At 63.6% G+C, this 14,495-nt stretch carries 10 protein-coding genes, 2 pseudogenes and 1 riboswitch; of the genes and pseudogenes, 2 read left to right on the forward strand and 10 right to left on the reverse strand.

Annotated features, from left to right (window positions below; genetic code table 11):
• Positions 1–522: 522 nt before the first annotated feature.
• The 8 genes and pseudogenes from DES43_RS22540 to DES43_RS21290 form a co-directional block, all read right to left on the reverse strand.
• Complete coding sequence (locus tag DES43_RS22540) at positions 523–879, reverse strand: type II toxin-antitoxin system RelE/ParE family toxin (RefSeq protein WP_035033348.1); 357 nt, start codon at positions 877–879, stop codon at positions 523–525.
• Entirely contained in the window at positions 863–1,138 is a 276-nt protein-coding gene (locus tag DES43_RS21260) for a ribbon-helix-helix domain-containing protein (RefSeq protein WP_035033350.1), read from the reverse strand. Before DES43_RS21260 ends, DES43_RS22540 begins: the two co-directional genes overlap by 17 nt.
• Before the next feature lie 269 nt (positions 1,139–1,407).
• Positions 1,408–1,872 (reverse strand): plastocyanin/azurin family copper-binding protein, encoded by a 465-nt coding sequence (locus tag DES43_RS21265; protein ID WP_051520855.1) that lies wholly within the window; start codon positions 1,870–1,872, stop codon positions 1,408–1,410.
• 10 nt (positions 1,873–1,882) lie between these two features.
• Positions 1,883–2,647 (reverse strand): ABC transporter ATP-binding protein, encoded by a 765-nt coding sequence (locus DES43_RS21270; protein ID WP_035033358.1) that lies wholly within the window; start codon positions 2,645–2,647, stop codon positions 1,883–1,885.
• Positions 2,644–3,699, reverse strand: coding sequence for a FecCD family ABC transporter permease (locus DES43_RS21275; protein ID WP_425352141.1), 1,056 nt, complete (start codon positions 3,697–3,699; stop codon positions 2,644–2,646). The genes DES43_RS21270 and DES43_RS21275 overlap by 4 nt, the downstream gene beginning before the upstream one ends.
• Positions 3,696–4,712, reverse strand: a complete 1,017-nt coding sequence (locus tag DES43_RS21280; protein WP_035033360.1) for an ABC transporter substrate-binding protein — start codon at positions 4,710–4,712, stop codon at positions 3,696–3,698. The genes DES43_RS21275 and DES43_RS21280 overlap by 4 nt, the downstream gene beginning before the upstream one ends.
• 153 nt (positions 4,713–4,865) lie before the next feature.
• Positions 4,866–5,068, reverse strand: a riboswitch (cobalamin riboswitch).
• A 122-nt stretch (positions 5,069–5,190) separates the two neighbouring features.
• Positions 5,191–5,671 (reverse strand): annotated as a pseudogene (locus DES43_RS21285) (PLP-dependent transferase); the annotation flags it as partial.
• A gap of 86 nt (positions 5,672–5,757) precedes the next feature.
• Positions 5,758–6,501, reverse strand: a pseudogene (locus tag DES43_RS21290) (PLP-dependent cysteine synthase family protein); the annotation flags it as partial.
• 497 nt (positions 6,502–6,998) lie between these two features.
• Between DES43_RS21290 and DES43_RS21295 the strand changes: the two are divergent.
• Complete coding sequence (locus DES43_RS21295) at positions 6,999–7,214, forward strand: hypothetical protein (protein WP_133676248.1); 216 nt, start codon at positions 6,999–7,001, stop codon at positions 7,212–7,214.
• 138 nt (positions 7,215–7,352) lie between these two features.
• Positions 7,353–8,120, forward strand: coding sequence for a Crp/Fnr family transcriptional regulator (locus DES43_RS21300; protein ID WP_051520858.1), 768 nt, complete (start codon positions 7,353–7,355; stop codon positions 8,118–8,120).
• 3 nt (positions 8,121–8,123) lie between these two features.
• Here the strand turns inward: DES43_RS21300 and DES43_RS21305 are convergent, their stop codons facing one another.
• Together DES43_RS21305 and DES43_RS21310 are read right to left on the reverse strand one after the other, a co-directional pair.
• Positions 8,124–12,380 carry a cytochrome P450 gene (locus DES43_RS21305; RefSeq protein WP_035033364.1) on the reverse strand — a complete coding sequence of 1,419 codons (4,257 nt, stop codon included), beginning with the start codon at positions 12,378–12,380 and terminating at the stop codon, positions 8,124–8,126.
• A gap of 103 nt (positions 12,381–12,483) precedes the next feature.
• Complete coding sequence (locus DES43_RS21310) at positions 12,484–14,262, reverse strand: adenylate/guanylate cyclase domain-containing protein (protein WP_035033366.1); 1,779 nt, start codon at positions 14,260–14,262, stop codon at positions 12,484–12,486.
• Positions 14,263–14,495 lie beyond the last annotated feature (233 nt).

Here is a 14,495-nt window from a genome sequence, read left to right on the forward strand (position 1 = left end):
TCGCAACACGGTACGACAAGCTGGCAACAAACTTCGCCGCAGCAATCTTCATTGCCGCAATCATCACATGGTGGATCAATTGAGTCTCGACCCTAGTGCACCGGGGAACATTTGAGATCGCGCGGACCCCGGACGGCAGTCCAGTCCTTAAGTCGTGGTGAGCCGACGCTGATCCGAGTCGGATCGGGCCCGACCAGTTGTCTCTCGAGGTGGTTACGCTGGGCTTTCGCGTCCAGCGTTCCGCGAAAACTGGCTCTGCGACTGACCCGGGCCGTCAACGCGACGCGAACAAGATCGCTTCATCGAGCTCTCCTGGCATGAAACATTCGACGTCCTCGGCCGGGAACTGGGAAGACCTGGACCTGGTCGGATATCGATCGGTGTGTCGATGCAATGACGGAACGTGGTGTAACTCGGGGCGATCGCGTGATTGTTCAAGCCAAGTGACAGGACGGCTCCAAAAGATACAAGCAAGACGGTCAGCATCACGCTGCCGGCCACGCTTGTCTGCTTAGGGAGCGATCATGTCTTGCCGGTACCCAGCATTCTTGCCAGCATGCGGTTCTGGTGATCCTGGCCGCTGAAGAATATAGCCAGAACCCTAATCAAGCTCTTGTCCTCCAAGACTTCGAAATAGATGACGGCTCGATGTTTTGTGACATTGCGAATGCCTGCTCCAAGTTCAGGACGAAGCGTGCCCTGAAACGGTGCATCTGCTATTCGTCCCATGGCTCGCTCGATCTCGCCAACACGATTTGACGCGTGCTCAAAGGCCGTCTCTCGATCCTCGCCAAAATCGAGCCCGGCTGTGATGAGAAAATCGAAAATCAGCTCCAGATCGTCCGTTGCAGCTTCAGACCGTTCAATCCGAAAAGCCATATTCGGCCTTTTTCCTGTCGATCATCGCCAAAGTCCGTCGGCGACCTTCTTCCAGGTTCACGAATTTGCCAGCTCGCCGCTCGGCCAGCAGCATTTTCAACGCTTCAGTGTGCGATCGTCGCGCTTCCGTTTCATCACGCAACATCTCCACTCCATGCTGGATCGCTGCGCTCACGCTGGAAAAGCGTCCCTCGGCCACAAGACTGCGAACAAAGGCGTCCTGGGATTCCGTTAACGAGATTGATGCTTTGACACTCATTCGCAAATCTCCTTCGGATTTATGATATACTACTTAGTAGTATAGCGCAAGTGATCATAACTGTCTCGTTGGCGGGCTCACGCGCTGTTCGTCCTGGCGGGCCTGCTGCCGGGATAGTGCGCGGTACCCAGCTGCTTGATCCCAGGTTCACATGACGATGCTGGGGTCAAGAGGGCGTTGGAGCCGCATCGTGTTCCTCCAATTGGCTTCGGAATCCAGAGCTAGGCCCGGTTGCGCGACATGGCTCGGTGAATCGAGCCTGGTCAAACTCACATACGGTCGCCGCTTGCGGACGATTGCACCAATTTCCCGCTTGCGGCAGCAGGGGCCCAGAAGCCGAGACCCTTCTTTGATACGGCATTCCAGCCAGCCGGGATCTCGGTTCGCCTCCTTGATCCGCCGAGGCTGATCAAGCCGCGAGGGATGCCGTAATGCGGGGAGCATTTGATTCCGTAGAAGCCTTGCTTGTCCAGTGTGACCTCGATCTCCTCATTGATCTTGCCGAGAAAGCCCTCATGCCCTTTCGGTACCATGCTCTCGACCGTCGCGGCATTGTGACCGCTGGTGGTCCTGATGAACTTCACGGTGTCGCCGAGCGCAATCTGGAGAAAATCCGGCTCATAGACCATTGGGCCGGATGCATTGCGGTTCAGCATCTTCACCTCGTGCATTTCGGCGAAGGCGGGTGCGCAGACCAGAAGCGAGGCAAGCATCAGGGCGGAAACGAGATGCATGGAATACCTTTCAGCGGAGATGGTCGAGGCGGAAAATCCGGGTGCCGTCGGCGGGATCGACGACCATGCTGGCGCGCACGCCAAACACTTCGGCGATGCGTTCGACGCCCAGCACATCCTCCGGCGAGCCCAGCGCCACCAGCCGGCCGCCGGCCATGACGCCGACACGGTCGCATGTGAGCGCCTGATTGAGATCATGCAACGCGATGATCGACGTCACCGGCAAGGCGGCCACAAGGTCCAGCATGGAAAGCTGATGGCGCACGTCGAGATGATTGGTGGGTTCGTCGAGCAGCAGGATGCGCGGCCTCTGTGCGAGCGCGCGTGCCAGATGCACACGTTGCTTCTCGCCGCCGGAAAGCGTTGCCCAGAAGCGGTTTTCGAAACCGCGCAGGTCGGCGTCGGCCAGCGCCCCGGCAACGATGCGGTCATCCTCGTCCGACCACGGTTGCAGGGACGCCAGCCAGGGCGTGCGGCCAAGCTCCACCACATCGCGCACGGTGATCGCTTCGCCGGTATCGGCCTGTTGTTCGAGATAGGCGATCTTCTGTGCCGCCAGCCGCCGCGGCAGGCCGGAAAGCGGCTTCCCCTCCACGGTGACCTCGCCGCTTGTCGGCTTCAATATGCCGGCAAGCAGGCGCAGCAGGGTCGACTTGCCCGAGCCGTTGGGACCGACCAGCCCCAGCGTCTCGCCCTCGCGAACGGCAAGATCCACGCCATGCACGATGGGGAGCCGGCGCACGCTCCAGCCGAGATTCCGTGCCTGAAGCATCATGGCCGACGCCGTCCCCTGAGCAGAATCAGGGCGAAGGCTGGCGCACCGACCAAAGCGGTGATGACGCCGATGGGCAATACCTGTCCGGGGATCATCGTGCGCGACAACACGTCGGCGACGATCAGGAAAGCGGCCCCGGTCAGCGCCGTCGCCGGCACCAGCCGTCCATGCCGCACACCGACCACGAAGCGCGCCGCATGCGGGATGACCAGCCCCACGAAGCCGATGGATCCGACGATGGAGACCATGACGGCGGTGACCAAGGCGGTGAGCCCGATCAGCACGACCTGCACCCTGCGCACGGGAATGCCGAGCGAAGCGGCGGAGTCGGCCCCGAAGGCGAAGGCATCGAGCGAGCGCGCATGCCAGACGCAGGCAATCAGCCCGGTCACGGCAATGGGTACTGCAAGGCTTACATCCGGCCAGCGCACGCCGCTCAGATTGCCGAGCAGCCAGAACATGATGCCGCGCGCCTGTTCGGCATTGGCCGATTTGGCGATGATGAAGGAAGTGAGCGCGTTGAAAAGCTGCGAGCCGGCGATGCCCGCCAGTATGATCTGCCCTGTGCCGCGCGCCAAAACGCCGCCGCCGGCCGCCCTAGCCAGCAGCGCGACCAGCAGGAAGGCGGTGAGCGCGCCGGCGAAGGCGCCGAGCGACATGGATACGGCCCCGCCACCGATGCCGGCAATCGTCACGGTTACCGCGCCGGTCGATGCGCCGGCGGAAATGCCGAGCAGATAGGGATCGGCCAGCGCATTGCGCAGCAGCGATTGCAGCACGAGGCCGGAGAGCGCCAGCCCCGCGCCGCAGGACGCGGCCACCAGCGCGCGCGGCAGGCGATAGTTCCAGATGATGCCCATGTCGATCGGATCGAGCGGATAGGCAGCACCCAGAACCTTGTTGGCCAGCGTCTGCACCACGATGGAGAGCGGAATGGGCGTCTCCCCGATGCAGGTGCCGGCAAAGACCGTCGCCGCCATGGCGACGAGCCCCGCAGGCCAGCGCCACCACAGGCGCGCCACGGAATGCCGGCCTGCGGTGGCAATGGTCACCTGGCGATGCCCTGATCGACCAGCGCGTCCGCCAGAACCTCGATGCCGGAAACGGTGCGCATGGTGGCATCCATGGCATGGGCATCCATCACCACGATGCGGTTGTTCTTCACCGCGTCCATCTGGGTGGCGACTGGATCGGTCTTCAGGAATTCAAGCTTCTTCTCGAAGTCGTCGGCGGGAAAGCGGCGGCGATCCATCCTGGCGATCACGATCAGCGTCGGGTTGGCCCTGGCGATGGTTTCCCAGCCCACGACAGGCCATTCCTCATCCGATTCCACGATGTTGCGGATGCCGAGCTTGTCCAGCATGTAGGCCGGCCCGCCCTTGCGGCCCGCGACATAGGGGTCGATGTTCATGTCGGCGCTGGAAAACCAGAACACGGCCGAAACGTCCTTGAGATCGAGGGCTTTTGCGCGCTCGACGGCGTCCTGCTCGCGCTTCACCAGATCGGCGACGACTTCCTCGCCCTTGTCCTGCACGTCGAAGATTTCGGCAAGCTCGCGCACGCCCTGATGGATGGTCTCGGTCGAGAAGGCAGCGGTGCGGGTGCCATCGACACCAACCGAATTGTCCTTGGCCACGCAATCGGCGGGCATCACATAGGTCGGGATGCCAACATCGTGGAACTGCTCACGGGTGGCGACAATGCCTTCCGGCCCGACATGCCAGATAAACTGGACGGCCACGAGACCGGGCTTCCTGGCCACGATGCTTTCGAAGCTCGGATCGTTGTCGGCAAGCCGCTCGACCTTGTCGTTGATCGACCTGTGCTCCGGCAGCACGTCGGTGAACCAGACGGAGGTGCCGGTCATCTTGTCGCCGAGGCCAAGCGCATAGAGCGCCTCGGTGGCGGCCTGCCCGACAGTCACGGTGGTGGCCGGTGCCTTGTCGAAGGTGATCGTCTCATCGCAGTTTTCCAGCGTGAGCGGGTATTTTGTAGGTCCAGCGGCCGCATGGGCCGCGAGCAGCGCAAGGCCGGCGGCGGCAAGTGCCATACGCGGGAAGGTCATGACGCGAAGTTCTCCGATCGGTTTGCGGCAGGGACCGAAGGCTTCGGGTCGGGACGGCAATGGAAAGCCGCGCATCCCAAAGGATACGCAATACAGCCCGTTCAGGCAGGGACGGCTTCATCGACAACCTCTCCCGGGCACCCCGCCCGGCATATTCAGTTCCAGTTGTCGGCAGGTCTCCTGACTGACGGATCGATGCCCATCCCCACCTTCCCGGACCAGGGCCCAGTGGCATTTTCGGGGAGTGGACTCACCGCCTACAGTTGCGGGGGCAGTTTCGTTTCGCAGGTTCCTGAAAGAGCCTGCGGCGAATTCCCTCTTCGTTCCTTTCGGAAACCGACACCTGTTCGTATCGCATCCTGCCGCGGCATTTCAAGCCGGACAAGCCGCTGTCCCCAACAGCGCGGCCAGCGTGTCGCCAGCCAGATGAACGGGTGAGAAAAGGATGCTGTCTCGTCAGCCGGCCAGCGCCTGCGCTGAGCGCCAGCGTCTTGATGCCGCGCAACGCAAGGAAGCTGTCGAAAGGACCGGAAATGGCGCCCACTGCATTCTGCAGAAACTTCAGCCGGTCGCGCAATTCGCCTTCCTCACGCACCACGGCCACGCCGCCGCACCTTGTCGATCAGCCGGAACGTGCCGCCATAGATGTCGTCCGTCGCCACGACATGCGTGCCGGCATCGAACAGTTCCAGCACGGTGGCGATCGCAGCCAGCCCCGAGGCAAAGGCGAAGACGGACGCGCCGCTTTCGAGATCGGCCACGGCGCGCTCGAAGGCGAACCGCGTCGGGTTCTGGCTGCGGGCATATTCGAAGCCCTTGTGTACGCCCGGACTTTGCTGCGCATAGGTCGAGGTGGCGTAGATCGGCACCATGACGGCACCGGTGGTTGGGTCGTGGCTCTGGCCGCCATGGATGGTGCGGGTCGAGAAAGCGAGCCGGTTCTTGCGGTCTGTGGTCATTTTCTGGTCCGCCTCAGATGGTTGATCAGGTCGATGCGGGTGATGAGCCCGATGAATTCGTCGCCGTCGAAGATGATGGCGACCCCGCCGATGCCTACCACGGTCCAGCTTCCGGCCTCGCCCGGCTCGCCCGTCTTGATTAGGGCGCAAGGACCGACCCCGCCGGATCGGCCAGGATGATCTCGGTCTTCAGCGACACCTTCGCAAAGAAGCGGCCAAGGCCGGTGAGGGTGCCGCCGGAACCGACGCCCCACCACCACCGCATCGACGTCGCCATCGAGCTGCTGCCGGATTTCGGGTCCGGTCGTCGTCTCATGCGCCAGCGGATTTGCCGGGTTGGCGAACTGGCTGGCATAGAAGGCGCCGGGCGTCTCCGCCGCAATGCGCCCGGCCATGTCCTGATAATATTCGGGATGACCCTTGAGCACGTCCGAACGGGTCAGCCGCACTTCCGCACCCAGCGCGCGCAAATGCTGCACCTTCTCGCGCGACATCTTGTCGGGCACCGCCAGTATGATGCGGTATCCCTTGGGAATACCGACCTGGACTAGGCCGAGGCCGGTATTGCCCGCGGTGGCCTCCACAATGATGCCGCCCGGAGCGAGCACGCCGCGCCGTTCCGCATCGGCGACCATGGGCAGCGCGATGCGATCCTTGATCGAACCGCCGGGATTCTGACTCTCCAGCTTGACGAAGAGGCGGCACGGACCGGTATCGAATTTCTTAAGCTCGACCACCGGCGTCTGGCCGATGAGGTCGAGGACCGAACCATAAGGGGGTTGCAGGCGTGACGTCTGCAACGGGGAGGCATCGGCCGGACGGGTAGCCATGGGAACGCCTTTCCATGCTGCCTGACAACCAGAACAGGAACAGAATTGCGTGTTATTGATATTTTCATCTCAATAAAGGCAGTGCTGAATCATAATATTATGCTTTATTAGAATCTTATTACTTATTGGTTATTTGATGCCAAACCGACACTTTGACCGAAGCCGGAGCTTTGACCGGTTGGGACTCTCAGGTTTTTCAGTACGAAGACTTGTCGGCGGCGCAATGTGACCGGCAAGAATTCCCCAACCCGGGAGTGAGCGATGCATGCACCTCGCCGTGACAGGTTGCCAGCCAGCGCCCCTGTCTCAGCCTCATTGCCGCACTCTTCGAGCGGTGGTCCGATTGAACCTCCACTTCAATGTGAGGCGTTTCATAGTTCTGACGTCCCAACTGACGGATGATCCTTCCAGGTTCTTGGGCTCCAGCCGCAGAGCCCCCCCGGAAGGAGCAGAGGTGACACATGCGCATCAGCGTCAGGCCCGCCAAGAGAGACGGCATGTCGAAACGGATTTTCGAGAGCGAACTGACCAGTGAGGATCTGGATGGTGAAAATGGCAAGGAAGTGATCATCTCGGTCACGGCCGGTCCGATCTACCGCAAGGCACGCTATGAGGACCGGTCACAATACCGGTACGACATCGTGCTGAGCGCAAAGGAAGTGGCTGCCATTGCCGGTGCCGTGAACTGCCCCGCCACCAGGCAGGAGCAGTAAGGCCAGGCTCCGCCGCCGCAAATCCGGCGCGCAGAACATCGGCGCCGTTCACGCCGGAAACATTCGGCCACGCGACGGCTTGTGTGCATATGCCGTTATCTGGCAATGTAACGCTGCGTCAGGGAAGGCGCCGCCTTCATGGACAGAACGAGTTTCTTTGCCGACAAGATCGTATGGCTGGACGCGCACCGGCCCGCTTCCAGACGTGCGAGCGTGGCGAAGCAGGGCGTCGCCGCCGCGGCTACCGGCGCATGCGACCAGAGCTTTTCCGACCGCGACCTGTTCGAGCTCCTGTTCCACAATTGCACCGCCGAAAGGATGCCTGCCGGCAGACACCTGTTCCTGCAGGAAGACCGTTCCGACCGCGTGTTTGGACTTATCGATGGCTCGGTCGAGATTTCCATCTATTCCATCGACGGCCAGAAGCTGGTCGCCAATGTGCAAACGGCGCCGAACGTCATCGGCGAGATCGGCGCCCTCGACGGCGGCCTGCGCACGGCGACGGCGATCTGCCGCACCGACTGCATCATCGTTTCGCTGGAGCGTCAGCAATTGCTACGCCGGATCGAGGACAGCCCCCTGCTGGCGCGCTCGATGCTGCGCCTCGTGTGCCGGCGCGTGCGCTGGGTCAGTGAATCGCTGGGCGACCAGGCTTTCCTGAACATCGAGGCCCGGCTGGCCAAGCGGCTGCTCCTGCTCGACCATATCCTTGCCGATCCCGCCGGCTGGATCGCCATCTCGCAGAGCGAGATCGGCGAGTTCCTTGGTGCGACGCGCGAGTCGGTCAACAAGCTCCTCAACGGCTGGCGAAGCCGCTCGCTCATCGACGTGCGGCGAGGCCGTATCAAGGTCACCAATGCGCGCATCCTGCGCAAGCTCGCCGCCGACGGCGAGGATGCCTTTTGAAGATCAGTCCAGTCTCGACAGCATGTAGCGCAGGGCGGACCGGCTCGGCAGGAAGAAATAGCCGCCGCCACGCGTGGTGACGAAGGAAGGCATGCCGCTGAGCGCAATCGCCCCTTCCCATGTCGGGATGGCGAAGCGCCCGACCGGATCGCCCGCCTCGTCCACCATCTGGTTGCCGATCAGCGGGTCCTTCTCGCCGCGCAGCCCGTGGAAATTGCCGGCGGCCATCCAGGTCTGCTGTATGAACTCGTACTGGCGCTCGATAGAGGCGTTCGCGCACATGAACAGCAGGCCCTTCTCGGGTTCCCCGCCGTCGGCCACCGTCGAATAGGTGCGCCCAACGCGCAGGATGCGGTGACGCCTGGTAATGCGCATCTGGGTGTCGAGATCGGTGCTGAGCGAGGCGCGCGGATTGGAGCGGCGCACATGCGCGCCGAGCGGGCACCGCAGGCCCTGCGGGTCTTCCGCGCCGAAGGTGAAATCGTTGTCGGGCGTGCGCCCCGCCGGCCTTTCCGGATTCTGGATCAGGGAGGAACCGTCCTTCCAGCGGCCAACGATGCGGGCAGCAACCCAGTCCGGCGTCACCGGCCTGCCGGTCAGGCCCGAGACGTCATCGGCCGCGTGGCGGCAATAATCCTCGAAACGTTCGACATGCTGCCATAGCTGGCGCACGACCATGAAGGAGCCGTTGCGTCCGAAATCGTGCAGCGCCGTATTGGCGGCCGTGATGCCGCCATCGATGTCGATGGCCCGCAATATGCCTTGCGGGTCTGCCCTGCGCGGCACGGTCGGGCTCGGCGGATAGAAGCCGTGTTCGTCCCGGTAGCCGAACAGGAATTCGCCGGCGTTGACGAGGTGCATGGAATTTACCTGCGCGGAAGCCTCACGTCCTGTCCCCCGGATGACTGGCTGGGAAATCCCGTCCGCAAAACCGAACTGGTCGTGCGCCTTGCGCTTGCAATCCTCGTGCGCTCCGGAGCGAATGATGGTGAGGTCGAGACGATGGACTATGGGAATGCCCGTATCACGGGATGCCGCATCCAGCATTCCGACCATCTCCTCCAGAACCGCCGGACTCTCGGCATAGCAGTTGACGATGACATCGACCGGATTGCGCCCGGAACCCCACAACCATTCGCACGGATCGTTCGGCCCGCCATCGTCGAGCACGCGGCTGCGGTAGGGGCTCGACATGCCCTGCCTGAAGGCCAGCGGAAAGCTCTCCAGCGGATCGTCCACCCCTGTCCGGTCCAGCCCCAGACGCCTTAGCCCGTCCGGCCCGAACAGCGCGATCATGGCGCTGTGGGCCGGCGGCGCATCGCCGAAGGAAAGTTTGGCCGCGATGCGGCCGAGCCATTCCCGCCGCCGGGCGACATCCGTTTCGGGCGGAATGTGGAATGCCAGCATCCGGCCGTGGGACAGGCGGCCCATGGGGCCGAAGACGATCGACTGGATTTCCCCCTGCTCCAGCATCTCTCCCGGTACGGGATCGGGCAGCAGCAGGCGTTGCACCCGGTTGAGCCGTGTCCAGGGCTGGCGCTCGGTGGAGGAGAACAGGCTGATCCAGTCGCGCGCCTCGCTCAGGCGGGCCGAGCGCAGGCCCTGCCGGATCAGCGCGTTCTTGCGGATATGGGTGGTCGAAAGATGCGGATAGGCGCTGTACCAGAAGCCGGTCGGCACCTGCTGGGTGCGCGCCCAGCGCTTGAAGCGGTCGCCATCGCGCGCGCCGTGGAAGAACAGGAAGCGCGTCGGCGGGAAGCCTTCTGTGTTGCTCCAAACGCCGGTCAGGCCCTTGGAAGCCTTGGTGATGAAGTCCTCGAGGTAGCTTTCCCAGCTGCCGCCGTAATTGCTGAAGAACACCAGCCGGTCGGTATCCGGAACGCAGACCCAGCGGGCGAAATGGATGGTGCCAATGCTGGACAGGAAACCGGGCCGGAAGATGTGGGTCGCGGCAATCGAGATCACATAGAAGCTGAAGCGCAAGAGAATGCGCCGGAACAGGCCCGGCTTGAGCGTGGACACCGCCGTCATGTGGTTCTGCAACCCGCGATCCTCACGCTGCTGCAATTCGACCAGCCGGTCCAGCGAAATGGATTCGGTCGAGGGAACCAACGCTTCCTCGATGCGGCGCAGCCGGACAAGCATGAAGCCGATGGCGAAGGACAGCGTCGTCAGTATGCCGAGACCCGACAGCACGAGGGCGGTGCCGACGCGCAGCAGGAAATGCGGCCAGCCCGCCGTTGGATAGAAAAGCAGGTAATAGGTCAGCGCCCAGCACAGCGCATAGACCGTGCCGACCGTCAGAAACACCGGCCTTGCCAGAAGCGTGCGGCGGAAGGCGCTCCACGCGCCCTTGGGCGCATCGTCCATCAGGTTGGGGGCGGAGCCGAATGCCCACTGGAACGACGGGTCGCGGCACAGCGTTTCGCGCACCGCCTGCAAGACGCCGGCGCCATCGTTGCCGGGCTGCGCGGAAAGCGCCTCCACCATGCGCATCGCCGTCTTGGCCAGCCGGTCTTCGCTGAGAATGCGCCGGACGCTGTGGCCCGGCGTGCCGCTGAACACCAGCCCGTTCAGGCTGCCGAAGGTGGGCGACACGTCCGGCGCGTGCCGCTCCATGAACGCCGCCAGATCGTTGCCGACCGGATCGGCCGAGATTTCCGCGAGGATCGGTCCTATCCGGTCGCCCAGTGCTTTCCCGAAGGCGGCAAGAACGGCTCGCCGGTCCCCATCTCCCGACATTTCGAGCAGGAGATAGTGTGCGGGCGTTCCCTTCTCGTCCACACCTGTTTCGATGACCGACATCGAGGCGAAATGGATGGTGCCGACCGCATCCAGCGCCTTGCGCACCTCGGCGCTCGACGGATTCCCCAGCGCATCCAGCCGCGCCCCGACCGTTTCCCGGTGTGTCCTGGCCTTGACCGGCACCATTACCGTGACCATGGATTGCATGCCCACGGGGTCGAACTGGACCATCAGCCGGTCGGGATAGGGGCCGAGCCGCACCAGCCTGCCCTTCCTGCCGCTGGCGCGGCGCAAGCCCTGCCGCGAGAACAGCGCGCGGAAGCATTCGGCGGTCTGCACGCGCGCCAGCGCAGCACCTATGCATTTGTGGATGCCGTGGCCGAAGACGAGCGTTTCCCGGTCCGGCCGGTCCGGTTTGAAACGCCACGGCTCCTCCACCGCGCGCGTGTCGAACATGGCCGAACGCGTCGCCGGCCAGATGACGGTATCGGCCCTGATCGTGTAGGGTTTGCCCGTACCGCCCCCGATCTGGCGTTCCTCCCGCGCATAGCGCCAGGGGCTGATCCAGATCGGCTTGAAGCGCATGGCTTCCCCGATAGCCCGGTCGAGCCGGACATCGTCACCGGCCGAAACGGCCGCCGCCACCTCGTCGAAAATCTCTCGGCGCGACAGCACCACGTCGAGGCAGTTTCCGCCGCCCAGCAGCGTCGTCGGCCCGAAGCCGGTGATCATGCCCATCATGATCGCATGGACGTCGCCCCGCGCGATGCGGCCTTCCAGCATCGCGCCGACCAGCCGGTCGAGCGGCCGGTCCCGCAACGCGCGGCCGCCCAGAACCTTGTCGATGGAGCGGTCGATGGCGGCGCGCATGTTGCGCGAAGCGGCGATGGCCAGTTCCCGCACCGTTCGATTGGCCGTGGGATCGCCGAAGAACAGCGTGCTGAGCGCGATGTTCCAGTCGGCGAACTCGCCCTCGTCATCCACCTCGATGCCGTAATAGTCGCGGCAGATCGCCGAGGAGACGACACGGAACAGGTCCCGCGCCGCGTTGAGCTGCGTGTCGGCCCCCGCCACAATCTCGCCGGCGCGCTTTGCCGCGATGGGCCGCACGCGCGCCTCCACCTCGCCGGGCGGGAAGGCCCCGAGCACCACCGACTTCAGGCGCCGGTACTCCTCACCGTCGGCCATGCCGAGGATGAAGTTGCTCCCGCCGGCGAACTCGATCATCTCCGGCGCGTAGGGCGTTTCGAAATCGGCCTGCCGCTCCAGCACCTCGCGTACATCGGCATTGCGCGTCAAAAGCACGAAGCGGCCGCAGCGAGCGCGCGGCAGGAACCTCCTGAAAAGGCCGAGCCACCAGTCGGGATGCTCGAACAGATAGCCGACCGCCCGCGCGGCCAGCCCTTTCGCCCGCATACGCTCGATGTCGAAAGGCGGCACCTCCGCGTCTGGGGGAAGCTCCGCCTGCGCCCTTGCCAGACCCTCGAAGTATTTCGGACTGCACCTGAGCACCATGGATGGCCCCTTCGACCTGTTGTTCCAGCAATCGGCCTTTCGTCAAACGGGCTCTGTGAAACACCTCACACAACGAAATTTAGCAGCGCGGCAGAAGGCGCAATCATGCGCCCGCAAGCTCGAAATTCTCGATCATGCCCCGGTTGACGTCCTTGTCGCGGAACGGAATCCATTCGATCCACTTGTGCTCGAAATCCGGATGGCGGGTTTTGAAGGCGCGCGCTTCCTGCCGCGCCTCCTCGATACGTCCGAGGCGGGCCAGCGCGCCGACCTTGAGATAGCTCGCGTAGAAATAGTTCGGCGCAAGCGACAGCGAGCGGTCGGCCGCCTCGATCGCGGCCGGCCAGTTGCCGGCGATGGTGTGGGCGGCGGCGAGTTCGCCCAGATTGTGGAACAGATAGGTCTCGAAGGGGCTGAGCCTGATCGCCTCGGTTAGGTGGCGGATGGCCTCGCCCGGTTCCAGCAGCAATGCACGCGCACTGCCCAAACCCGTATGCGCCAACGAGAGGCTGGGATTGATGTCGATGGCCTGCCGGCACAGATCTATGGCCGATTGCGGCCGCGCTTCGAGAATTTCCACGAAGCCGAGATAGCAGTAAGGACGCGCGTCGAGACTGTCCATCAGGAGGGAACGTCGCGCATAGCCGGCGACAATCCTGAGCTCGTCGCGGTCGGCGAAATTCAACCAGGCCTTCCACAGATGCCACCATGCCAGTTCGTTGAGCACGGCGCTCGAATTGGGATCCTCGTCATAGGCCTGCCGGAAATATTCGAAGGCGCGCGCCGTGTCGTCCGGGGAGCGCCGCTGCATATGCCAGCGCCCGCGCCGCACAAGCTGCCAGGTCGACAGCGATTCCGGCGGGACCTGGAACGTGCGGACCTGCTCGACCCTGTCGACCTCGCGCTCCAGCCGCGAGACGATCTCGCCGCCCAGTTCCCTTTGCAGGCGCTGCACCTCCACGAGGCCGCGCTCATAGCGTCCGGCCCAGATGACGCGCGAGGTGGAACTGTCGGCCAGTGATGCGTTGAGGGTGATCCTCTCCGCGTTCCCCGACACGGAGCCGGAGACGATGTAGCGCGCGCCGAGCAGGTGGCCGGTGGCGGCGGTGGTAAGCGCAGGATCGCGGAACTGGAAGCTGGAATCCCTGGCGATGACCGGGACCGAGCGCGTGTTGGCGACACCCAGCAATATGTCGTCGGCTATCCCGTCGCACAGATAGGCCAGCATCGCATCGCCCGTGAGGTTCTGAAACGGAAGCACGGCAAGGGCCGGCAGTTCGTCGACGCTGCCGGAAGGGGGTTGCGCCTCGCGCCCGGCGCGCAACCCCATCAGCGCGGCCGGCTTGACATTGCTGCCATTCGGGTCGGATACGAAGACCCGCACCGGCATGGCGATGTTCTTGAGCTGGAAAGGCCCGAGATCGGTGAAATGAAGATCGAATTGCCGGTTGAGCTGGGAATAGGCGGTTTCGGCCAGCGCCACGCCGCCATGCGGCGAAAACTCCTGCACCCGGGCCGCGATGTTGACCGTATCGCCGAACACACCGTCCTGGCGGATCATGACCGATCCCGCGCTGATGCCTGTTCGGAATGGCATGGCCCTGTCGGGACCGGCTGCCGCGTTCGCTTCGCCAATCTCCTCCTGGAAACGCAACACGGCGCCCAAAGCCACGATGGGATTTCCGAACACGGCCATGATCGAGTCTCCGGCTGCGCCGAAGACATTGCCGCCGGCACGCTCGACCGTCCCCACGATCAGGTTGCGGCGCTCGTCGAACAGGCGCAGCGCTGCCTCGTCGTCGATATGCATCAGCCTGGAGAAGCCGACGGCATCGGCCGAAACAACTGTCGCGATCTGACGCGGCTGGCGATTTTCACGCATGGACAAAGCCGTCCCCAGGGCCGTCCTCAATTTCAGGTTCTGAATGTGACCGAAGATGTCCTCCGGAGCAATATCCTGCGGAAAGGCCAGCGGGTGTCACGGCTCTGTCGCAAACTCCTCGTCAACTATGTCAACTAGGTCGATGACATGACTGTCTCCAGTTTCAGAGGAGCACTTCATGGTTTCAGGCCGTCATTTTGACCGTTCGGTGATCCTGTTGTGCGTACGCCGGT

The organism is Aquamicrobium defluvii (genome assembly GCF_004363725.1).
In the GTDB taxonomy this organism is placed as follows: Bacteria; Pseudomonadota; Alphaproteobacteria; order Rhizobiales; family Rhizobiaceae; genus Mesorhizobium; species Mesorhizobium defluvii.